Source organism: Bacillus sp. MD-5 (genome assembly GCF_002201875.1).
Lineage (GTDB): Bacteria > Bacillota > Bacilli > Bacillales > Bacillaceae > Bacillus > Bacillus stercoris.
Map to the genome: position 1 here is coordinate 3,841,057 of NZ_CP021911.1, position 23,037 is coordinate 3,864,093.

A 23,037-nucleotide genomic window follows, 5' to 3' on the forward strand; every position below is an offset into this window, starting at 1 on the left:
TGGATACTGTGCCTTTTTTATGAATCATTTTAATGCTGACTGTACGGAGTCCGGCATATCTTCAAACCTGACTTCCTCCCAAGTCTCGACATACTTTCCTTTCGCCTTCACCTTCAAATACGCGTTCTTCCGAAGCTCTTTGCCGGCGAAAAAGGTCACTTCTTCTTTTTTCCCGGATGCATTGTATCCGTCTAATGTATATTCAGTACCGCCCGGGCTAAGATGTCTGCCATCTCGATCAATCTGCACATAGACATCTTGCTGGTGAATAAACGGATTAAATCTGTCTGTAACATCATTATGAAAAAAGAGAAGACCACATATTACGGCAGCAGCCGCCAAGACGGCCAGGATCGCCAATGCTTTTTTCATCTTTGCACTCCCCTTACTTGTTCATTTTTTTCAAATAGTTTGATCGCACCACGAGGAAGAACAAAAGCTGAAAAATGAAAAACCCTCCGATCGTGAGACTGAGCGGACCCGCTACATCGGAATAGCCTTCGACGGCCAATGTTCTCAGGGCAAACAGCGTATGCATGACGGCAATGACAAATGGAAAGAAAAAGAGAATCGCCAATTGTATCGTCACGCTTTGTGACATTTCACGCTCACTCAGGCCGATTTTGGCCAGTGAACGGTAGCGCTCCCGATCTTCATCTAAATCGGTGAACAGCCTGAAATATAAGAAACTTGCTGCAGCGACAAAGAAGACGATCGCGATAAACAGCCCGATGAATAAACTCAAGCTCGGCAGCTGCACCGTATCATAGTAAGTACCGGCTTTTGCCATAAAATCAGAATGCACGTCGATATAGTTGCCGTAAATCTCATTTTTCAAGGATTGGCTGATCCCAAGACTGTCTTTCCAATGATCATAGCTGTAGCCGTATAATGACGCTTTATCACCTAGTGATTTAAGCTGATCAAAGGTTTGATCGTTAACCGCGATGATAGCATTCAATGAAATCAGCGGTTTTTGGACTTCTTTTACCGACAGTTTTTGATCAGACGGCTTGCCTTTTTGATTCAGCAGCTTCAGCTGATCCGGCGCTTCGTTTTTGAAATTGCGATCATACGTGCCCGGAAAATAGACAGCCTCATCATTTTTCAGGCCGTTCAGCTTAACATGGAAGTATTTTGATACATCCGATTCGCTGATCATGTAAACAGGGGGAACAGTTTCTCCTTCCTGATAGCGAACATAGGAAACATCTATTTTGTCTTTCTTATACGTAAAGCCGTGTGTTTTCAGTTCATGGTCAATATCTTTCAAATGAGTCTGTTCTTTTGGATTGTTGCTGAAAGATATATATTCCATCTCATAAGCGGACTCTTCAGCCCCGACAGTCGATTTGTACATGGCGAGCACGCCTGTCGCCGTAAACGCAACCGCGGAAATAATGCTGACAATAAAGAACAGGCGGGCGTTGTCTTTTAAACGATAGACAAGATCAGAAACCCAAATGACATTTTTCCCGCGCAAATAAAAGGTTTTCCACTTCTTCAACGCGCGCAGAATCCAGATGCTGCTTTGGCTGAAAAAGAAATACGTACCGATGACGGTGAGCAGTAAAATGATAAACGGTTGAGTCCCGTGAACATTGCCTTTCAGAACCATTCCGTACCCGCCGCAAAGGCAGGCGATGCCGAATAAGGACAGAAGCACGGACGGCTTCGGCTCCGGCTTGATCTTGTCAGTGCCCTTTATTAATTTGATAACGGTATTTGATCTGACAAAAAGGATCGTAAACTGCGATAAAAGGAAAAATAAGAGCAGAAATCCGCCGGCCGTAATGCCTAGCGCTTTCCAAGGCATATACAGAGGCAGCGCGTCCATTTCTAAAATATAAGCGCCGACCGTAAAGAACGTCTTTGAAAAAATGAATCCTCCGATAATCCCGGCTGCAATCGACATGACGCCAATGATCATGTTTTCCGCTGTAATGAGCTTTCTCAGCTGCACCGGCGTAATACCCTGCATAAGCAAAATGCCGAATTCTTTATTTCTCGATTTCAAAAATGCATTAACCGAATACAGAACAAATAAGAAAGAAAAAACAAAGATCATCCATTCCGCAGCAGTTAAGCCTTTTCTGGCGATGTTATTCAGGTAGCCTTCCTTTAATGCCGGATGAAACAGGAACATCGCAAAGGTAAAGAAAATCAAAACGGAAAAGGCGCTGCTTAAAAAGAATGCAAGATAGGCTCTTTTGTTTCTCGTGACGTTTTTATAAGCGAACTGAAGAAAGGTCATTTGCGTTTCCCCCCAGCATAGACAGCACATCAAGAATTTGTTCATAAAAGACTTGGCGGTTTTCTCCGCGGTAAATCTCATTAAACAATTCGCCGTCTTTTATAAAGATGACGCGGCGGCAGTAGCTTGCCGCAACCGGATCGTGGGTCACCATCAAAGCCGTGACATGATCATCCCGATTCAGGCTCTGCATCGTTTCCATGACGTCTTTTGACGCTTTGGAATCAAGGTTTCCCGTCGGTTCATCAGCCAGAATGAGCGATGGCTTATGAATGACCGCTCTTGCAATGGCGGCCCGCTGACGCTGGCCTCCGGATACTTCAAACGTCCGTTTGTTAAGCAGGTTTTCGATACCGAGCTTTGCCGCGATGGCGTGCAGTTTTTCTTCCATGACAGACGGCGCTTCTTTTTCAAGCGTTAACGGCAGCATGATATTTTCACCGATTGTCAGCGTGTCCAGAAGGTTGAAATCCTGAAACACAAATCCGAGCTGCTTGCGTCGGAAATGAGCGAGCTTTGTCCGCTTCAGGCGATGCGGGTTTTCTCCGTGAATCAGGATATCGCCTGAATCTGGACGGTCAATCGTTGAAATGATATTCAAAAGCGTTGTTTTTCCGGATCCGGACGGCCCCATCACCGCCGTGAACCCGCCTTCTTCTATTGAAAATGAAATTTGTTTTAAAGCTTGATAGGACACTTGTCCTTTATAGGTTTTATTTATATGTTTGACTTCAAGCATATTCGCCATGAGAATCCTCCTTATGATTTTATTCTTGTTGATCTGGACTGCTTTCATGTAGTGCCGGGGCATTTAACATAAAAATCCCCTTGACGTAAATCCATGTTATCAAGGGGAAACAAAACGAGCTATGTTGTTTTCTTAACGCAGCCTTACATTTTTGTAAGAAATGAAAATCGAACCGATGTCCCTTCACCGGGAGACGAGCTGATGTCCACCGTATGATTGAGTTTGTCCGTAATTTCTTTGACGAGATGGAGGCCGATTCCCGTAGATTCTTGGTAACGCCGCCCGTTTTCACCGGTATAATAAGGGTCAAACACCCGCTTGATGTCTTGCGAGGGAATGCCGACACCGTAATCTTTGACTTCAAGCACCGTCCTGTATTCATCGCGGAAGACATTCAGCTCCAGTCTGTCACTCTTGCCTGCCGAATACTTGACCGCATTTGTAACCACTTGGCCGATCGCAAATTTGAGCCATTTTGCATCAGTGTATATCTGATGGTCATCGCGAATGTCCATTTTCGGATAAACGCGGTATTGAATAAAAAATCGTTTATAGCTTTGAATGACTGATTGGAGAAGCTCTGATAAGGAAACCGCTTCGACTTTAAAATCCCGCTCAAACAGGTCGAGCCTTGATGAATAAAGAAGCGTCTCCAGCCCGAATTCAATCTGCCGAACCTCTTTTTTGATTTGTTCAAAAACGGGTTCATCCTCTTCCTGAATGATTAAATTAATGACCGACAGCGGCGTCTTCACTTGGTGCACCCATTGATTCATATACGTCACCCGCGCTTCTAGCTTAGCTTCGGTCTCGTGGAGCTTCTGGTGCTGCAGCCGGATCAGCTCCATCTGCTTTTCATATAGCTCTGAACAAAACACTGAAGAACCGAGATACGGGATGTCCGTCCCTTCCTGCTCCGAGCTGAGCCAATGATACACGCCGCGGTCTTTGTACCAGCGATAGGCAAGATAGCCCGCCAAAATAAGAAGCTGGACGCCTAATATGTAAAACAGGTGAGAAAAAGAATGAAGACCTGCAAACCAGTAATAAAAGAAGACAAACAGCCCTTGAAGGAGAAAAAGCAGAATCAGCACTGCATGAGACCGGAGAAACAGCTTCATGACTGCGCCCTCAGCTGGTAGCCTTCGCCCCGCACCGCTTCAATAGAAACAGGCGCATTCAGCTCCCGCAGTTTTTTTCTGAGCCGCGTGATATACACGTTAAGTGTATTATCATCGATGAATATGTCGGTGTCCCACGTCTTTTCCATGAGACGGTCCCGACTCGTCACCTTTTCTCCCCGCTCCAGCAGCACTTCTAAAAGCTTGCTTTCTTTTTTAGAAAGCTCGCTTTTTTCATCCTGAAAACGCAGTTCAAACCGTTCCACAAAGAGCTGGACGCCGGCATATTCAACCACTTTCTCCCCCTGCTTTGCGGCATACTCTCCGTACGCCCTCCGGATCTGGCTTTTGATTTTCGCCAGCACAATATCGTAGGAAAACGGTTTTTCGATATAATCGTCTCCGCCGTTTTCAATCGCCATCACCTGATCCATTTCCCCGCTTCTGGCTGAAATGAAAATGATCGGGCTTGTGGAGTGCTGGCGGATCTGGCGGCACCAATAATAGCCGTCATAGGACGGCAGGTTGATATCAAGCAGCACCACATCAGGCTTTTCCCGCAAAAAGACATCAAGAACAGCCGTAAAATCCGCGGCTACTACTGTTTGATATCCGTATTTTTCAAGGTAATTCTGCAATAGTCCGCGAATGTCTTCACTGTCTTCCACAATCATGATTTTATTCAAACTGAACCACTCCCGTTTCTTACACTGCTGCCATCATCATAATCGTTTTGGGTGTATGGACGCAACACCGCGCAAAAAAACCGCCATCCCGGCGGTTTCTGATCTCTTCAGCCGACCTGCTGCTTAGCTGCTTTACCGGCTGATCCGAACTCTCTCATTTTGCTTCGCACTGTCTCTTCCACGGCTTCAATGCCGGGTGTCATATAGCCGCGCGGTTCGTACAGATCGCTGTTTTCCTGAAACATGCGGCGTGTTTTGTCTGTCCAGGCGACCATACATTCCGTATTGATATTGATCTTCGCGTGGCCGAGCGTGATGGCTTTTTTGATCTGATCCTGCGGAATCCCGGATGCCCCGTGAAGAACGAGGGGAATATCAGTCATGCGGGAAATAGCCTCCATTTCCTTAAATCCGAGATTCGGCTCACCCTGATATTTGCCGTGTACAGAGCCGAGGGCAGCGGCCAGCGCGTCGATATTGGTTTCTTTGACGATCCGCTCACATTCTTTGATATCGGCATAGCGGACCCCGCCGACCAGGCCGTCTTCCATTCCGCCGACCGTGCCGACTTCCGCTTCTACTGACACGCCGTGCTTTGCGGCATAATCGGTGACTTCTTTTGTCATCGCGATATTCTCGTCAATCGGCTGATGGGAGCCGTCGATCATCACCGAGCTGAATCCCGCGTCAATGGCCTGTCTGCAGCGTGCCGCACTGCTTCCGTGATCAAGATGAAGCACCACGGGAACGGTAATCGCCATGTCCTCCATTAACGCGCCGACCATGGCGGCAATCGTTTTAAATCCGCCTAAATAGTCGACCAGTCGATCGGAAGCCGCGGCGATGACTGGTGATTGCTCCTTTTGCGCCGCCTGCAAAATCGCCTTCGTCCACTGCAAACCGTTGATATTAAACTGGCCGATCGCATACTGCTCCCGCTTTGCATCTTCAAGAAGCTCTTTCATCGATACAAAAGCCATGTCCACCCCTCCTTTTTCCATTAGATATTGAAGTATTTTGATACGACGTCCACTGTTGTTTGTTTCGCTGTTTGAATGGCTTCCTCAGCACTCAGCTTATAGTATTCAGGGCGGAAGAGCTCAACCGATACAACATCTGAAAAACCGATTTCTTTCAATGCTGATAAGTGGGCATCTAAGTCAATCGCCCCTTGTCCCGGCCAGACGCGGTCTTCATCCGTTAAAAAGCCGATCGGGAAGTCTTCGGTATCATCGATATGATAGATGAAGATTTTCTTTCCGTCCGCCTGCTTTAAGCTCTCAATGTTCGAACCCATGGCGTGGAAGTGGAAACTGTCAAGGACAAGCCCGACATTGTCCCGGTTGACTGTGTTTATGATGTCATACGCCTGTTCAAACGTATTGACCGTACATTGCGGATGGCCGACAAATTCAAGCGCGATTTTTACGCCGTACGGCTCCGCGATATCTGAAAGCTCAGTCAGCACCTCTACACTGCTCTTTTTGATCTCTTCTTTTACAATCTTCTGCTCTGCCACAAGCGGAACGGCCACGACATAGTTCACACCGAGGGTTTTGCACGTTTCCATCATGCCTTTAAACTCAGTAATGATCTCATTATGGCCCTTTTCATCACGATTGTTGAAGAAAACAAGTGCATTTAAGGCAAGCGGCTTGATGTGATGAGTTTGAAAATACTCCACAAGCTCAGCCAGTGAATGGTCTTCTAAGTACTCCGGCAGCTTATCCATTGTGCGGATTTCAATATAATCATAGCCGTACTTTTCGCATAGCTCTAAATCCTGTTTAAGGTTTGAGTTTTCCAATGTTGTGGCTTCATTAAAACAAAGTTTCATGTCAGACTCCCCCATCTGCGTGTTAGATATGAAGGGAGTTCGGCAGGAAGGCTGTTCGCCATATCCCGCCGAACTCCATGCTCAGCTTATGCCAGACCTAATTCTTCTTTCATTTTTTTAAGCATAAATCGGCTTGATTCATCCGCTCTTTCGTCGACCCAAGCAAATACGGCATTCGTCGCAATTCCGTCGAACTTCATCTCTCTCAGTTTTCTGAAAATCGTCTCAAAATCAACTTCGCCTTGGCCAATGTCCAAATGCTGGTGAACCGTTACTTTCGCGTCAGGCGGATTGACGATGTAGCGCAGGCCATGAGCCGCTTTATGATTATAGGTGTCTGCAAATAAAACATGTGTGAGGCGGTCCCCGGCTTCGTCAAACATGGTCTCAATATCGCCTTTGCCGTCATCATAGAAGAACGTATGCGCAGTCGAGTAGACAAGATTGATCCAATCCTTGTCAAGCGCACGGATCATATCCATCGCACCTTTGTGCGTTTCGATAAAATCGTATGGGTGGGCTTGAAGATTGAGTTTAATGCCTTCTTTTTCAAAGACTGGGAGAAGCTCATCCATGGATTTGATAAATTTTTCTTCACTTGTTAAAGGATCATACTTTGATCCGCTGAATTCACTGTTCATCAAATCCACTTCAAGTTCAACCGCAATTTCGATCGCCCGCTTCCAATTGCGCACCGCTGCCTGCCGGCGGTCTTCATCAGGACCCGCCCAGTGGTAAAGCGGAAGGAGTGATGAAAGCTTAACACCTGTATCCCTTAAAAGGCGCTTTAATTGTTTGATCTTTGCTGAATCGACTTTCGGATATTTATAGAATGGACAAAAATCCTCTCGCGGCGAAAGTTCGATATATTCGTAGCCAAGCTCCGCCGTTTTATAGACCGTTTCCTCCAAAGTTAAATCATCACGATACATGGATGGATCTAATGCTAACTTCATATTTTCACTCCTCTGTTTTTTAGTTTTGAACTGTTGTATAAGATTGATAGAATTCCGGTCTTTCTTTCAATTCAACCTTTTCTTTTTGTCCGGATTCTTGGGCCTTCACACAAGCATCCGTTGTAACAGCGGCAATATAGCCGTCCCATGCCGTCGGTCCGCTGACCTCGCCTTTCTTTTGAATCGAATCAATAAAGTCTTGGATTTCCACATCATACGCAGCGACAAAGCGTCTCTGCCAATCCATCAAAATATCAGTACTGAATTTGCCTTCTTTTCTCAAGCTGATGCTTGATGGCTCGGGAAGCTTGATGATGCCGTCTTCTCCGACGATTTCGCATTGAATGTCATAGCCGTATTTACAGTTCACATAGATTTCAGCATTGATGACGATACCGCCTTTTGTTTCAATTACGACGATTTGCGGATCTTTTAAATGAGGGAGCGCATTTTTCGATTTTTTCGGGTAGATGACTTGAACGGACTCGTAGTCATCATTGACGAGCCAGTGCAGTACATCAATTTCATGAACAAGCGTGTCGACTACAGCCATATCCGTTGTATAGTTATCTCCTACAGTCGGGTTGCGGTGCGCGCAGTGAATCATAAGAGGCTCGCCGATGACATGATTATCGAGCGCTTCTTTTAGCTGTACGTATCCGCTGTCATAACGGCGCATGAAACCGACTTGAACAAGGCGTTTGCCCACTTTGATTTCTTCTTCGACGATGCGCATGCATCCTTCAGCCGTTGTCGCGAGCGGTTTTTCACAGAATACATATTTCTGGGCTTTAATCGCTTTCAGCACGCTCGACTCATGCGCAGGCCCCCAGCTTGTCACTAAGACAGCGTCTACATTTTCGTCTGCAAGCAGGCTGTCATCATTCGGGTACACCGTCGCTTTTAATTGGTATTGCTCAACGACCTTTTGTGCAGCTTCTTGATTAACATCCGTTACAGCTACGATTTCTGCGCCGGACAGCTTGTTCGTGATGCGGTTAATATGTTCTTTTCCGATTGCTCCAGTTCCAATTACGCCAATACGTAAACTCATTGACAGCCACTCCTTCTGTTGATTACATGATTTTGCTTTCTGTTCCTTGCTTTACTTGGCTCCGAGGAGATCCGTAGAGTTCCTCTTGAATTTGTTCAAGCGACTTGCCAGACGTATTCGGCGCAAAGAGTAGCCCGATGATCATGCTGGCCGTCACACATCCGAGTAGAATTGCAGCCATCGTTCCAATGCCAAAATTGGTGATAATCATTGGGACAAACAGACTCCAAATCCCTATTGAAATACGGACAAGGAAAAACATCAGTCCCTGTGCGGAAGCACGATATTGGGTAGGGAAGATTTCACTCGCCCATAACTGATAGTTCGCTTGCTGCCCGGCCCCGTTATTAATGCCGATCACGACAATAAACAGGAGCAGAATCGGCAGGCCTTCAACCGGCAGCAGAAACAGTGTCCAGCCGATCACCGCCATAAAAGCGGCGATTCCAAATACGGTTTTTCTATGTTTGTCGGCAAAGGGCATGAAGATCAAAGCGACCCCCAATCCTGTGAAAATAAACAGCCCCATTTGCAAAAGATTGGCCGTGCTGGCAGAAACACCGCCGACCTGCTGATAAATGTATGGCATAAAGAAGCCCATGACCCCGGCGGCTAAGTTCCAAATCAAGTACACACCCATCAAAAACAGGATGCTTTTGAGATACATAGGCTTGAGCAAATCAAAATACGATGTCTTATTCAATACTGCCGCCTTCTCTGTTTGAGCATCCGCCGGCTGATTTTTTGACTGCCAGGCATCTGACTCCGGAAGCCTGATTCTCAGGATGTACGTAATCAGCGCAATTACAAGCAGATGGGCAAATACGATTTTATTCCCCAAGAGGCCCAAGTCACCGGCCAGTACGGAGAGAAGCAGTACAACAACTGCCCCCGCGGCCCAAGCGACTTGTGCCACGCCACAATGACGAGCCCGATTCTTCTTTGGCGCATTTTCCGCAATAATGGTCCATGATGCGGTAATATCAGCTCCTACCGATAAACCGATAATCATGTAACCGCTTAACAACATGGGGAAATTAACCCCAAATAAAACCAGACAAATCCCTAGTGCATAAACCAGCATACTATTGGTGTAAACAGCCTTCCGTCCGACTTTATCAGCCAGAAACCCGCCGAGCAGCGCGCCGACAGCAGCAGAAATCGCGTTTGCGCTCAGCGCGCCGAGCAGCCCGATCTGCGCATCGGACAGGTTAAGGTAACTGACCCATAACGATAAACCGGCAGAGCCCGCCACAATTGAACCGGCATCAATATAGTTGGCTAACGCTGCCGCGATTGTCCGTTTATTGAAGGCTGAATCTCCATTGGTATTGCCCATATGTTCAGTCCCCATTAAGCCAAATCCAACAACTGCTGATCAATATAGTTTCTCGCGATCAATGCATATTCAAGCGGGTTTGCCACATCGGGGTCCTGTTCAGCTTCAATGACAATCCATCCGGAATAACTGTGCTTTAACAGCAGCTGATATACTTCTCTAAAGTCAATGCAGCCGTCACCGGGAACCGTAAACATGCCTTTTAAAAATGATTGCCGGAACGATTGTCCTTCGAGCCTGCATTGTTCCATGACATTCAGGCGGGCATCCTTAAAGTGCACATGCTTAATGCGGCCGATATGCTTCTCAAGCATCCCCATGTAATCGCCGTCAGAAATATACGCATGGCCTGTATCATAGAGGAGGTGTACATGCGCAGGGTCTGTTCCTGCCATCAGGCGGTCCACTTCTTCCGCTGTTTGGACACCAGTGCCGAGATGATGATGATAGACAAGCTTCAAGCCATGCTGAGCGGCAATTTCGCCAAGGTGATTCAGCCCTTCGCAAAGCCGCTCCCATTCATCATCCGTAAAGTGCGGCTTCTCTGTGAACACGTTTTTCTCCAAGCTTTGCACGCTGTACGTTTGTTCAGAGACAACTGCGACATCCGCGTTTACTTGCTGCAAATACTCACAATGCAGGGTAAATGCCTTTGCCGCTTCACCAAGTCCGTCACGCAAAATAAAACTGCTGAACCATTTGCCTGCAATGCGTAAATTCCGAAGCTTCAGCTCTTTGTTCAGGGTGGCAGGTTCGGGGAAAAAGCCCCCGACCTCCGTGCCTTGAAAACGTGCGACAACGATATCACTTAACAAATGCTGAAGTGTATTTCCCGCTCCAATTTCAGGCATGTCATCATTCCGCCACCCAATGGGAGCGATCCCCCACAGGATTTCATTTTTGCCCATCTATGATGCCTCCCCTCTAATACTGCTTCGCAGATTCCAGCTTTTTCTCTTTTGCTTCGTAGGCTTTCTGAACGCTTTCTTGTTCAGATACCTCTGCCACCCCGACATGCCACCAGCTGTCATATCCGTCCGTCATTGTTTTTGGCAGAACCTTCATTTCTATTAATGTTGATACATCCTGTTTCTTCGCATCCTCTAACGCCGCTTTTAATTCTTCTACTGTGTTCGCGCGGTAGGTTTTCGCGCCGTATCCCTCAGCGACTTTCGCGTAATCGACATTCAGGATTTGGTTGTCGTCTGTGCGGAACTCGCAATAGTAGCTGCCGCTGCCGTGATCCATTTGCAGGTTGTTGATGCATCCGAATCCCGAGTTGTCAAAGAGCAGCACATTGATTTTCTTGTTGTACTGAATCGCCGTAATCAGCTCGGAGTGAAGCATCAGGAAGCTGCCGTCTCCAACAATGGAATACACTTCTCTGTCAGGATGGGCCAGTTTAAGACCGAGTGTCCCTGACACTTCATAGCCCATGCAAGAATATCCGTACTCCAGGTGATACGTATTCGGAACATTAGAATGCCACAGACGCTGCAAATCTCCTGGAAGTGAGCCTGCTGAACAGATGATGACGCTGTCTTCAGGAATCGTCTCATTGATTGTCAGCAATGCCGTTGTTTGCGGAAGCTCAGTATTCAAGGCGTCGGCATATTCATTCAGAACCTCTTGAGAGAAATGATGTTTGATTTCCGGATCAAATGCTTCCCGCTTAAACGTCACTTTGCTGAGGCGTTCGCGTTCAGCGAGCCATTCGTCCTTCAGCTCCCGGATCGTTGTGCCGAACTCGCTCTCATAGCCTTCAAGCAAGCCGTGCAGTTTGCCAAGCGTCACTTTCGCATCCGCTACCACTTGGAATGCATCAAGTTTATACGCCTGCATTCGGCTAACGTTAATGTTCAAAAACTTCGCTTTATCAAAATCAAAAGCGGTCTTAGAGGATGTCGCAAAATCTGTATACCTTGTGCCGATGCCGATAATCAAATCAGCTTGGCGGGCCGCTTTGTTTGCCGCAAGTGTACCTGTGATGCCCATTCCGCCAAGGTTGTTCGCAAAATCAGCCTCAACAGTAGACTTTCCTGCCTGTGTTTCAACTAACGGAATGTTATAGGCTTCAGAAATGGCAACCAATTCATCCCGCGCACCGGAGTATTTTGCGCCTCCGCCGACGAGGATCACAGGTTTTTTGCTGGATTTAATCAGCTCGGCCGCACCTTGAAGCTCACGCTCGCTCGGCTGCATGCGATCAATATAGTGAACCCGTTTGACGAAGAAACTTTCATCAAAATCGTATGCTTCCCCTTCAACATCCTGAGAAATACAAATCGTTGCCGGTCCTGCTTTTGCCGGGTCAGTCATGACTTCAAACGCGCGCAGCAAACTGCTCATGAGCTGCTCAGGGCGCGTAATGCGGTCCCAATATCTCGAAACAGGTTTCAATGCATCGTTTGTTGTAATCGCCGCACTGTATTCTTGCTCCATTTGCTGCAGTACAGGGTCTGGCTGTCTTGTCGCAAATGTGTCTGCCGGAATCAAGAGAACTGGGATATTGTTTGCCAATGCAGTACCGGCTGCCGCCACTAAGTTAGCCGCTCCCGGTCCGACTGATGTAGACACCGCATATATTTTTCTTCTCAGCATTTGCTTGCTGTACGCCATGGCCGCATGCGCCATTCCTTGTTCATTTTTCCCTTGATAGACTTTCAAATGGCCTGCATCCTGCTCAAGCGCCTGCCCGATCCCCAATACGTTTCCATGGCCGAAAATCGTGAAAATCCCTTCGACAAAAGGCTCTTCCTTTCCATCTACATGGATGTACTGCTGGTTTAAGAATTTAATCAGCGCCTGTGCTGTTGTTAAGCGAATTTTCTTACCCACAAACGATCCCACCTTTACTCGATCTTTTTCAATTATGACTGTGCTTCAATAAGCTGTACGATTTCATCCGCAGTCGGCATCGCTTCTGACGAACTGTGCTTGCTCACCACAATGGAAGCTGAAGCACTGCCGTATTTCAATGCCGTTTCGATGTCTTTTCCGGTGACAAGGCCATAGATAAAGGCTGACGCATAGGAGTCACCGGCTCCAAAGGTTTTCAGCACTTTTGTCTTGTACGCTTGGGCACGGAATACGTCGCCGGATTTGCTGTATGCGTAAGAGCCTTCGACGCCGTGTTTGATGACAACGAGGTCGGCTGAATGGCCAAATAAATGATTGACGGATTCTTCATTGCTTCCGCCTGTGCGGTTTTCCATCACATCAAATTCATCGCGTGTGCCGATGACGATATCAGACTGCTCGGCAACCAAAGTGTAGTAAACGGCTGTTTCATCCGCTGACTGCCACGTATATGGCCGGTAATCCAGTTCGAACACCACTTTAACCTGATGCTTCTTCGCGTATTGAACAGCTTTTAACACCGCTTCCCGTGACGGACTTTTGGCGAGCGCTGTCCCGGAGACAAGCAGCATTTTCGCATTTGCGATATAGTCCTCACTTACCTCTGAAGGCTCAAGATAAAGATCCGCCACATCATCGCGATACATTAAGATGCTGCATTCTTCAGGGCTGAGGATTTCTGTAAATGCAAGGCCTGCTTTGTGTCCATCTTGATCAACAATCATCTGCTTAGTATCAACGCCGGTCTTTCTCATATAGGACTCTATGAATCTTCCATGCTGGTCATCTGGAATTTTGCCGATGAAGCCCGCTTTTAAGCCAAGCTTCGCGCTGCCGATCGCGATATTCGCAGGTGAACCGCCGACATATTTCGAAAATGTCATCGTTTCTTCCATTGGGCGGTTGTATTCGACTGCGTTCAGATCAATACATGCCCGGCCGATGGCAACAATATCAAAAGCCTTCTCTTCATTGAATGTATACTTCATCGTAAACAGCCACTCCTCACTTGTTAACGTTCTAAAATCCATTCATGCGCCGGGTCATTATGAAACTTCCATTTCCGCGTCGGCCCTGCCATGACATTTAAATAGTAGGATGTGTATCCGTCCGGCACACCTACCGGGTGGTATCCCGCAGGAACGATGACAACGTTTTCATTTTCTACAGTCATTGTCTCATCAATAGAACGGTCATCTGTGTATACGCGCTGAAACACAAAGCCCTGCCCCGGGTCTAACTCATGGTAGTACGTTTCTTCTAAGAAAGATTCTTCCGGCAAATTGTCTTGATCATGTTTGTGAGGCGGGTAGCTGGACCAGTTGCCGCTGTCTGTATAGACTTCAACCACTAATAGGCTGTTAGCTGAAGGGTCTGAATCCGGAAGAATGTTATGAACAGTACGTTTGTTTGAAAACTTCCCGCGATGCTCAATTCCGTTGTCTTCCGCTTTGATTAGCTTTGTCGGCAGCTGTTTTTCCGATGGAGAATAGCAAAGCGCCACTCTTGCGTTGCTGACCGCTGTAATCTCAAATGCACGGTCATTTGACATATAGACGCTGTCTGTCGGTTTTCGTTCGAATACGCTTTCACGGGTGCCGATATTCTCAAAAGTCGACTCATGATCCGTCACTGTAATTTTTCCCGTTACCGCCACAATACAGATTTCTTGTTTTTTCAATTCTTCTGCATAGCTGAAACCTGATGCAAGATCTAACACCTTAAACTCTACATAATTGAGATCAGAGTTGGATTTCGTTACTTCGTGCACCAGTTTGACTCCATTAGACACTTTATGTGACTGCGGCTTACGCAACAAATAACTCATAGTGAAGCCCTCCTCTTTCTATTGGCAGAATGAGTCCGAACAGCGCACATGGACGCCGTTCGGCTTTTCGTCGTTTAGTTGAAATCAGGTTCCGGATATCTCGCCGTAACCACTTTTTTACGCGTATAGAAGTCGACACTGTCTTTTCCGTTCGCATGCAGCGTCCCAAAGAATGAAGACTTCCAGCCTGAGAATGGGAAGAATGCCATTGGAGCCGGCACACCAAGGTTGATGCCGAGCATTCCCGCATCAATGTTTTCACGGAAATAGCGGATTGCGTTTGCGTTGGATGTAAACAGGCAGGCGCCGTTCGCAAACTCAGACTTATTGGCAATTTCAATCGCTTCTTTCAGGTTTTTCACACGGATGATAGATAAAACTGGAGCGAAAATTTCATCTTTCCAGATCGTCATCTCTGTTGTGACATTGTCAAAGATCGTCGGGCCGACAAAGTAGCCGTCGTCAGACACATTTTCACGGCCGTCACATACGAGTCTCGCGCCTTCTTCAAGGCCTTTTTCGATATAGCTGAGCGTGCGTTTCTTGTTGTCTTCACGAATCACCGGTCCTAAGAACACACCGTCATCAAGGCCATTGCCGATTTTAATGTCCGCCACTTTTTCCTGCAGCTTCGCCATAAATTCATCAGCGATACCTTCTTCAACCGTCACAACCGCACAAGCCATGCAGCGTTCACCGGCAGAACCGAAGGCAGCACCGACGATGTTTGTGACCGTGTCTTCAAGATGCGCGTCGTTCAAGACAATCGTATGGTTTTTCGCGCCAGTTAGAGATTGAACGCGTTTTAAGTGTTCGCTTCCTTTTTTGTAGACGTATTCGCCTACCGGCTTGGAGCCTACGAATGAAATCGCTTTAATTTCAGGATGCTCGAGGATGCCGTTCACAACGTCATGCGCACCGTATACGACGTTGAATACCCCTTTCGGAAGGCCCGCTTTTTCAAAAAGCTCGACCAATTTCTCTGTTAACAGCGGTGTCCGCTCTGATGGTTTTAAAATAAATGTGTTGCCGAGTGCGATCGCCATTGGGAACATCCAGCAAGGGACCATCATCGGGAAATTAAATGGCGCGATTCCCCCGACAACTCCGATGGGGTAGCGGTAGTTGGCCGCTTCAACGTCCGTTGCGATGGAAGCAAGCGAGTCACCCATCATTAGGGAAGGTGCTCCAGCGGCGAACTCTACGTTTTCAATTCCGCGTCCCACTTCACCTAAAGCTTCTTTTGTGTTTTTTCCGTTTTCAATGGTAATCAGATGAGCCAGTTCTTCTTTATGCTGGGACAGCAGCTGCTGGAAGTTAAATAGAATTCTGGCGCGGCGCGGAACCGCCACCTTTGACCATGTTTTAAATGCTTCAGCCGCTGTCTGCGCTGCGTAATCAATATCCTCTTTTGTAGAAATCGGCACTTGGCACAGTACTTCTTTCGTCGCCGGGTTGACGACATCTTCATATTGATCTGTTTTGCTTTCAACCCATTCACCGTTGATGTAGTTTTTTAATTTTCTGATTTCTGTCATTCTTATTGCCTCCTTCATTAGTAAACACATACACTTGTATGGATGGTTCAGGATAGATTCATATCAATATCCACTTTTCAGTAAGCCAAGAATTAAACGCTTTCAAAAAAACCAAAAAAATAAATGGCGGACGTATATTTACATACAAGCAACCATTTCATGCACATCAGGTTACTTCTTGGTCATTTCTTGGTTATATTCTAATCGTATAATACCCATAAGTCAATCATAAACACTACATTTTTTCATTATTTTTATGATATTAATCTTTTAATCAATGAGAATAGTGACGTGAAATCCATCGAATCTTGCGAAAGATATATAACGATGTTATCATTTTTTAAGCAACTATTGATTAACTTTTGGTTTTTATTATATATTTAAGTTACGTAAAGATTCAAGAAGGAGTTTTTGATATGAAACTGATGCGGATTCAGGAAATGGAGGAGTACATTTTATCGCATGGCACTGTTTCCTTAGATGAGCTGTGCCAGGTGTTCAATGTCTCCAAAAACACAGTCAGACGTGATATCAACAAGCTAACAGAAAAGGGTGCGATAGAAAAAGTATATGGCGGCGTAACATCTATTGAAAAAACCGCATTAGTTCCTTTTGAAAATCGCACCATTCAGCACCAGGATGAAAAAACAAAAATCGCCCATTATGCTTCCCGTTTTATTGAAGATCACGATTTGGTCTTTATTGATTCAGGAACGACGACAAAGTCTATTCTTGATACGCTTGACCCTGCCAAAAATGTCACCATCTTAACCAACAGTTTAGACATTATCAATGCGGCGTCAGCTTTGAAGAATATCAACTTAATCATTATCGGAAACAACTATAAGAGAAAAACCCGCTCCTTTGTCGGCATGGACGACCCGGCTATGCTTGATAAGTACAATATCAACAAAGCCTTTATGTCCGCTACCGGAACGACGCTGACACACGGATTGACCAATTCGGATCTGCTGGAGTATGAAATTAAAAAGAGGATTTCAGAAAAAGCAAAAGAAGTGTATCTATTGGCTGACCATTCTAAATTTGGAAAATCAACGCTTCTGACATATGCGCCGTTTGACAGGCTGCATTGCATTGTGACCTCTCAGCCATTAGACGACGAGTACACGCAGTACTGCAATGAGCATCAAATCGGCATTCATCTGGCCTAACGTTTACAATAGTGTTGAGAGTTCATATCCATTTTATTCTAGGAGGCAGATCATGAAAAAAGCGAAGCTCGGAAAATCAGACTTGCAGGTATTCCCTATCGGATTAGGAACAAATGCTGTCGGAGGGCATAACCTCTACCCGAACCTGAATGAAGAAACTGGAAAAGAATTGGTGCGCGAGGCGATTCGTAATGGCGTGACCATGTTAGACACCGCTTATATTTACGGGATCGGCCGTTCCGAAGAATTAATCGGTGAAGTGCTGCGTGAATTCAACCGTGAAGATGTTGTCATCGCAACAAAAGCCGCTCACAGAAAACAAGGCAATGACTTTGTCTTTGATAATTCACCAGAATTTCTAAAAAAATCTGTTGATGAAAGCCTGAAGCGCTTGAATACCGATTATATCGATTTGTTCTACATTCACTTCCCTGACGAACATACGCCGAAGGATGAAGCCGTTAACGCACTTAATGAGATGAAGAAAGCCGGAAAAATCCGCTCCATCGGTGTATCCAATTTCTCTTTAGAGCAATTGAAAGAAGCAAACAGAGACGGTTTGGTAGATGTATTGCAAGGCGAATACAACCTGTTAAACCGTGAAGCGGAAAACACATTCTTCCCGTATACGAAGGAGCATAACATTTCATTTATCCCTTACTTCCCGCTCGTATCTGGTTTATTGGCAGGAAAGTATACAGAAGATACAACGTTCCCTGAAGGCGACCTGCGCAACGAACAGGAACACTTCAAGGGCGAGCGTTTCAAAGAAAATATCAGAAAGGTCAACAAGCTTGCGCCGATTGCTGAGAAACACAACGTGGATATCCCTCACGTCGTATTGGCTTGGTATTTAGCAAGACCGGAAGTTGATATTTTAATCCCTGGAGCAAAACGTGCCGATCAGCTGATTGATAACATCAAAACAGCCGACGTGACGCTTTCTCAAGAGGATATTTCGTTTATTGACAAGCTGTTCGCATAAGAGAAAACAGCCTTCTCCATTGGGGGAAGGCTGTTTTTTTGCGCGATAAATTCCTAGAAGCAAAATCTTACAAAAAGAGCCATACATCCGATAAAATAAAGGGAGTTGAATCTCAGAAAGAAAGTGATGAAAAAGCAAAAGCATGCAATGTTAATCTCACCTAGAAATATAGACTCATATCAATCAAAAAAGCTGATCCAGCTTCTTTGATTCGCAGCTCAGAATAGCGGGCCGTTTCGGCGGTCTATGGAGGAAACAGAATGAAACTTAAATATGTAAAAGCCTTAGTCGCAGTAATTGTTGCTTTAGGTGTACTGCTGCCATCAACGATTTCTCATGCAAAAAGCTTTAGCGGCCGCTCATCATCTAGTTACAGCAGCCGAAGTTCAAGCTCATCATACAGCGGAAGCTATAAATCCAGCCCGAAATCAAGCTACAGCTCAGGATCAAGCTCTTCTAGCAAAAAATCCAAGTCTGACGATTCATCATCAATTTCGCTGAAAAAGAAGCCATCGGAAAAGGCAAGCTCATCAAGCGCTAAAAAATCGTCAGGCACCTTTTCCGGCGCTACATCAAAAGTAAGCGGAAAGACATACAGCGGGAAAACGACTAAAGCCTATGTTGGCGGACGTTATGTTTCAGTCAATCATTACTATCACGCAGGTTTCGCGCCATCAGGATGGTTTGGATATTATAGCGGTTTTACAATGGGGATGTTCATGATCAGCATGATGCACCCGTGGGGTTACACCTATCATCCAGTCGGAGGCCCGGGCTATGTTTCTTATGGCGCTTCCCCCATTGCCTGGATCGTTGATATCATCGCTTTAATCCTTATTTTCATCATTGTCATCGCACTGATTCGCGCATTTAAAGCACCGAAGACGTACAGAAGGAGATTTTAGGCAATGAGATTAATATTAAATGAGCAAGAAATGGTAGACGGAATTTGCGTGTATATTTCCAATGAAGAAGATATCTGCCCTGAAGACGTTGAAGTAAAAGAACTATCCTACAACAAGCGTACAGGATTCTTCGCTGAAGCCACGTTTGGCCTGCACCACAAGCAGCTTATGTCAGATGACATTTCGGAGGGCATTATTCAGTTCTTAGAGGAATACCACAACTTCAATCCGGACGTTACCGTCGTTGAATTGCAATTTGATAAGAAAAAAGGCTTCTCCGCCTTGGTTTTCGTCAACGAGGACGAATAAAAACCAAAACCTTACTCCGCGCGAGTAAGGTTTTTTGATGCTTTTCCCCTCCGGTCCATGAAATGCAGGTACAGAAACAGCATGTTTTCCGGTAAATAGGAAGAGCATCGGCTCCCTTTCAGTATAATATCCTAACAGAAAAATCATTTTTGTTTTGTAAGTTATATTTACAAATGATCATTTCATTATGCTGTTGTAAACCACGTATATAGATAAGCTGTTGTCCCTTCATAACCAAACACCATGAACAAATTCCAATCATCATAGATGACGACATGCCTGCTTTCATCCAGAAACAGCGACTCATCAATTTGAATACCGTTATTTTCATAGGTATGGATTCGCTGTAAAGCAGATGCTCCGTCAATTTTGGAAAAAATCCCATGTTCTATTACCGGTTCCAGTATGTTCGTTAATACAGCATCTCTAGTTTTCTCTATTGCTGCTCTGTTCCATTCCCGGCTTGCTTCGGCATACTCTTCCCTCTCTAGTAATAAACAAAAGACATCTTCAATTGATATATCTTCTGGCCTTTCAGCTATTAAGTAAAAAACGAATGATTCTGAATCAGGCTGGCGAAATTCCTGAATGCTGATATGCGGTAAAACATCCAATTGGCTGCTGCATACTTTCTTAAGCTTTTGCTTTTCCAACATAAAAAAGCCTCCTTATATTCATATCCTTGCTAAAAAAAGGTTTTGGCGCTTACAATAATTTTGAAAGGAATGATCACAATGGCAAATGCTCAATTCCCTCTTATCACACATAACCTATCTGTCGATCTTGTGAATACTGAAATCGTAAGCTATGATAAACGGCACGAGCTCATCCCGTCAGAAAAAGACCTGATGACATGGTTTGAAATAATGGGAGAAACAGCTCCTTTTCTCAGTTCTTTGACGCTACAGGAAGTCCGGGGACAATTGCAGCGGATTCATCAATTCCGGGCTGAGCTGAGAAAACACTTTGAGTGTATCGCCGAGGGCAGTGAACCTTCCCCAGCTTTTATCTCTTTCCTGCAAAATCAAATCACCGCCGCTCCTTTTTCTTATCAAATCATAGATGACAAACTTGCCCGCATTCCGAATGGAAAACCAGATGATTCCATTTTATCGCTTATCGCTTACGATGCGTTATGGCTGATTCACACAAAAGAAATCCAACAGCTGAAACGATGTGCAAATGAAAAGTGCATTTTGCTTTTTCTTGATAAAACAGGAAGACGAAAATGGTGTTCCATGAAGATATGCGGCAACAGACATAAGGTCTCACGCCATCAGAAAAAAAATAAATCATGAGTAAGAATCCGTTCCCCAGCGAACGGTTTTTTTATTGATACGAAAAACTAACCCCTAAAAATAAAATTGACAGGTTATTGTTTACCTATTATTCTAAATATACTGGAGGGATAAATTTGGAAAACAACTTCTTTTTAAAAATGAAAGGGACAGGAAAGACGCCTTTACGGGTAAACGGCAAAGACGCTGTTACAGGGCTTATCGGAGGATTTATAACCATACTGACACTCGCTTCGCTGACCGCTTATACATCAAGCTTATGGTTAATGGCGTCTTTTGGAGCAAGCTGTGTGCTCGTCTTCAGCGCTTGGAATGCTCCATTATCACAACCGAGAAATGTGATTGGCGGCCATTTTATTTCCGCGCTTACCGGGATTGTTGTCCTTCACATATTCGGCGCCCATCCATGGACCTTTGCATTGGGGACAGGGCTTGCCATTTGCTTGATGATGCTGACCAAAACCACTCATCCTCCTGCCGGCGCCGACCCGATTGTTGTTATTCAAGGGGCATATGCTTGGAGTTATTTAGTATTTCCCGTGCTCATTGGGTCTGTCATCATCGTGATTATCGCTCTCATTATTAATAACTTACGCAAAAATCGCCAATACCCCGCCTTTTGGCTTTAAAGTTTCCGTTTTTTCAAAACAAATGTTTCAAATGAGATAGGAAATGGGTACTAATCTATTAACTTTGTTACATATTTTTAGTTACTCATTGGCTCAACAACTGAGGAGGAGACATTTGTGAAGAAAGACACAAGGAAATATATGATCTACTTTTTCGGCGCTTTAGGGGGACTGCTTTACGGTTACGATACAGGCGTTATCTCCGGGGCACTCCTGTTTATCAATAACGATATTCCTTTAACGACTTTGACAGAAGGATTGGTTGTCAGCATGCTGCTCCTTGGCGCGATTTTCGGTTCGGCCTTGAGCGGCACATGCTCAGACCGCTGGGGCAGGAGAAAGGTTGTATTTGTCCTTTCCATCATTTTCATTATCGGAGCGCTCGCTTGCGCATTTTCTCAAACAATCGGCATGCTGATTGCATCTAGGGTGATTCTCGGATTGGCCGTCGGCGGTTCAACGGCGCTTGTGCCCGTATATCTTTCAGAAATGGCACCGACAAAAATTCGCGGTACACTCGGCACAATGAACAACTTAATGATCGTCACAGGAATTTTGCTCGCCTATATCGTGAACTACCTGTTCACACCGTTTGAAGCGTGGCGCTGGATGGTCGGTCTGGCCGCGGTGCCTGCCGTGCTTTTATTAATCGGCATCGCATTCATGCCGGAATCGCCAAGATGGCTCGTGAAGCGCGGCCGTGAAGAAGAAGCGAGACGAATCATGAACATCACTCATGATCTCAAAGACATCGAAATGGAATTGGCAGAGATGAAGCAAGGAGAAGCAGAGAAAAAAGAAACGACACTCAGCGTCCTAAAAGCCAAATGGATTCGCCCTATGCTTCTGATTGGCGTCGGCCTAGCTATTTTCCAGCAGGCTGTCGGCATTAACACGGTCATCTACTACGCGCCGACCATTTTTACGAAGGCCGGTCTTGGCACGTCAGCTTCCGCACTCGGCACAATGGGAATCGGCGTCCTTAACGTCATCATGTGTATCACTGCCATGATTTTAATTGACCGTGTCGGACGCAAAAAACTTCTGATCTGGGGAAGTGTCGGCATTACACTGAGCCTTGCTGCTTTATCAGGCGTGCTCCTGACACTGGGGCTTTCCGCATCAACAGCGTGGATGACAGTAGTCTTTCTCGGCGTCTATATCGTCTTTTACCAGGCGACATGGGGTCCGGTAGTGTGGGTGCTCATGCCTGAGCTCTTCCCATCCAAAGCGCGCGGAGCCGCGACAGGGTTCACGACTTTGGTGTTATCGGCAGCCAACCTGATCGTGTCGCTCGTCTTCCCACTGATGCTAAGTGCAATGGGCATCGCATGGGTCTTTATTGTTTTCTCAGTCATTTGTCTTCTCTCATTTTTCTTCGCTTTCTACATGGTGCCGGAAACCAAAGGGCGAAGCTTGGAGGAAATTGAAGCAAGCCTGAAAAACCGATTTAAAAAGAAGAAAAGCACCCAAAACCAAATGCTGAATGAGCGTACATTATAAAAAAAAGGAATCGTCT

General features: G+C 45.7%; 23 protein-coding genes. 7 read left to right on the forward strand and 16 right to left on the reverse strand.

The annotated features are described in order from the left end of the window. Positions 1 to 24: 24 nt before the first annotated feature. The 15 genes from CDO84_RS19460 to iolA all read right to left on the reverse strand — a co-directional run bounded on the left by CDO84_RS19460 (position 25) and on the right by iolA (position 16,220). Positions 25 to 372, reverse strand: coding sequence for a YxeA family protein (locus CDO84_RS19460; protein WP_040081276.1), 348 nt, complete (start codon positions 370 to 372; stop codon positions 25 to 27). Positions 373 to 385: 13 nt separating this feature from the next. Then, positions 386 to 2,254, reverse strand: coding sequence for an ABC transporter permease YxdM (gene yxdM, locus CDO84_RS19465; protein ID WP_040081274.1), 1,869 nt, complete (start codon positions 2,252 to 2,254; stop codon positions 386 to 388). After that, a complete protein-coding gene (gene yxdL, locus CDO84_RS19470; RefSeq protein ID WP_014666012.1) occupies positions 2,229 to 3,002 on the reverse strand; it encodes an ABC transporter ATP-binding protein YxdL in 774 nt (257 codons plus the stop codon). Before yxdL ends, yxdM begins: the two co-directional genes overlap by 26 nt. Before the next feature lie 143 nt (positions 3,003 to 3,145). Next, positions 3,146 to 4,123 carry a two-component system sensor histidine kinase YxdK gene (yxdK, locus tag CDO84_RS19475; RefSeq protein WP_040081272.1) on the reverse strand — a complete coding sequence of 326 codons (978 nt, stop codon included), beginning with the start codon at positions 4,121 to 4,123 and terminating at the stop codon, positions 3,146 to 3,148. After that, positions 4,120 to 4,809, reverse strand: coding sequence for a two-component system response regulator YxdJ (gene yxdJ / locus CDO84_RS19480; RefSeq protein ID WP_014666014.1), 690 nt, complete (start codon positions 4,807 to 4,809; stop codon positions 4,120 to 4,122). Before yxdJ ends, yxdK begins: the two co-directional genes overlap by 4 nt. Before the next feature lie 107 nt (positions 4,810 to 4,916). Beyond that, positions 4,917 to 5,789: a 6-phospho-5-dehydro-2-deoxy-D-gluconate aldolase gene (gene iolJ, locus CDO84_RS19485; protein ID WP_040081269.1), complete on the reverse strand. Its 873-nt coding sequence runs from the start codon at positions 5,787 to 5,789 to the stop codon at positions 4,917 to 4,919. Between the two features lie 20 nt (positions 5,790 to 5,809). Continuing rightward, positions 5,810 to 6,646, reverse strand: coding sequence for a 2-keto-myo-inositol isomerase (iolI, locus tag CDO84_RS19490; RefSeq protein WP_040081267.1), 837 nt, complete (start codon positions 6,644 to 6,646; stop codon positions 5,810 to 5,812). An 86-nt stretch (positions 6,647 to 6,732) separates the two neighbouring features. Then, a complete protein-coding gene (locus CDO84_RS19495) occupies positions 6,733 to 7,602 on the reverse strand; it encodes a sugar phosphate isomerase/epimerase family protein (protein ID WP_040081265.1) in 870 nt (289 codons plus the stop codon). A gap of 19 nt (positions 7,603 to 7,621) precedes the next feature. Then, positions 7,622 to 8,656: a bifunctional inositol 2-dehydrogenase/D-chiro-inositol 1-dehydrogenase gene (iolG, locus tag CDO84_RS19500; protein WP_040081263.1), complete on the reverse strand. Its 1,035-nt coding sequence runs from the start codon at positions 8,654 to 8,656 to the stop codon at positions 7,622 to 7,624. Positions 8,657 to 8,678: 22 nt separating this feature from the next. Continuing rightward, entirely contained in the window at positions 8,679 to 9,995 is a 1,317-nt protein-coding gene (iolF, locus tag CDO84_RS19505) for a myo-inositol transporter IolF (RefSeq protein WP_040081262.1), read from the reverse strand. A 14-nt stretch (positions 9,996 to 10,009) separates the two neighbouring features. Next, positions 10,010 to 10,903 (reverse strand): myo-inosose-2 dehydratase, encoded by an 894-nt coding sequence (gene iolE / locus CDO84_RS19510; protein ID WP_040081261.1) that lies wholly within the window; start codon positions 10,901 to 10,903, stop codon positions 10,010 to 10,012. Positions 10,904 to 10,919: 16 nt separating this feature from the next. Then, entirely contained in the window at positions 10,920 to 12,833 is a 1,914-nt protein-coding gene (gene iolD, locus CDO84_RS19515; RefSeq protein WP_032725033.1) for a 3D-(3,5/4)-trihydroxycyclohexane-1,2-dione acylhydrolase (decyclizing), read from the reverse strand. Positions 12,834 to 12,865: 32 nt separating this feature from the next. Beyond that, positions 12,866 to 13,843 (reverse strand): 5-dehydro-2-deoxygluconokinase, encoded by a 978-nt coding sequence (iolC, locus tag CDO84_RS19520; protein ID WP_040081258.1) that lies wholly within the window; start codon positions 13,841 to 13,843, stop codon positions 12,866 to 12,868. Between the two features lie 23 nt (positions 13,844 to 13,866). Next, positions 13,867 to 14,682, reverse strand: coding sequence for a 5-deoxy-glucuronate isomerase (gene iolB, locus CDO84_RS19525; RefSeq protein ID WP_040081257.1), 816 nt, complete (start codon positions 14,680 to 14,682; stop codon positions 13,867 to 13,869). Between the two features lie 74 nt (positions 14,683 to 14,756). Beyond that, positions 14,757 to 16,220 (reverse strand): methylmalonate-semialdehyde dehydrogenase, encoded by a 1,464-nt coding sequence (gene iolA / locus CDO84_RS19530; RefSeq protein WP_040081255.1) that lies wholly within the window; start codon positions 16,218 to 16,220, stop codon positions 14,757 to 14,759. Between the two features lie 416 nt (positions 16,221 to 16,636). Here iolA and iolR point away from each other — a divergent pair, with 416 nt between their 5' ends. The 4 genes from iolR to CDO84_RS19550 all read left to right on the forward strand — a co-directional run bounded on the left by iolR (position 16,637) and on the right by CDO84_RS19550 (position 19,591). Further along, the gene (gene iolR / locus CDO84_RS19535; protein ID WP_003227050.1) at positions 16,637 to 17,392 is read left to right on the forward strand and encodes a myo-inositol utilization transcriptional regulator IolR; all 756 of its coding nucleotides are present in this window, start codon (positions 16,637 to 16,639) and stop codon (positions 17,390 to 17,392) included. A gap of 52 nt (positions 17,393 to 17,444) precedes the next feature. Beyond that, positions 17,445 to 18,377, forward strand: coding sequence for an aldo/keto reductase (locus tag CDO84_RS19540; RefSeq protein ID WP_040081253.1), 933 nt, complete (start codon positions 17,445 to 17,447; stop codon positions 18,375 to 18,377). 260 nt (positions 18,378 to 18,637) lie between these two features. Then, entirely contained in the window at positions 18,638 to 19,282 is a 645-nt protein-coding gene (locus CDO84_RS19545) for a hypothetical protein (RefSeq protein ID WP_040081252.1), read from the forward strand. A 3-nt stretch (positions 19,283 to 19,285) separates the two neighbouring features. Then, positions 19,286 to 19,591 (forward strand): DUF2653 family protein, encoded by a 306-nt coding sequence (locus CDO84_RS19550; RefSeq protein ID WP_014666028.1) that lies wholly within the window; start codon positions 19,286 to 19,288, stop codon positions 19,589 to 19,591. Between the two features lie 185 nt (positions 19,592 to 19,776). On the opposite strand, the gene CDO84_RS19555 is transcribed toward CDO84_RS19550, so the two are convergent. Continuing rightward, positions 19,777 to 20,247 carry a hypothetical protein gene (locus CDO84_RS19555; RefSeq protein WP_040081250.1) on the reverse strand — a complete coding sequence of 157 codons (471 nt, stop codon included), beginning with the start codon at positions 20,245 to 20,247 and terminating at the stop codon, positions 19,777 to 19,779. Between the two features lie 78 nt (positions 20,248 to 20,325). Here CDO84_RS19555 and CDO84_RS19560 point away from each other — a divergent pair, with 78 nt between their 5' ends. From CDO84_RS19560 to CDO84_RS19570, 3 genes are all read left to right on the forward strand, one after another. After that, positions 20,326 to 20,889: a CGNR zinc finger domain-containing protein gene (locus tag CDO84_RS19560; RefSeq protein ID WP_082032934.1), complete on the forward strand. Its 564-nt coding sequence runs from the start codon at positions 20,326 to 20,328 to the stop codon at positions 20,887 to 20,889. A 140-nt stretch (positions 20,890 to 21,029) separates the two neighbouring features. Next, the gene (locus tag CDO84_RS19565; protein WP_231560765.1) at positions 21,030 to 21,518 is read left to right on the forward strand and encodes an HPP family protein; all 489 of its coding nucleotides are present in this window, start codon (positions 21,030 to 21,032) and stop codon (positions 21,516 to 21,518) included. 117 nt (positions 21,519 to 21,635) lie between these two features. Then, the gene (locus CDO84_RS19570; protein WP_040081246.1) at positions 21,636 to 23,021 is read left to right on the forward strand and encodes a sugar porter family MFS transporter; all 1,386 of its coding nucleotides are present in this window, start codon (positions 21,636 to 21,638) and stop codon (positions 23,019 to 23,021) included. Positions 23,022 to 23,037: the final 16 nt, after the last annotated feature.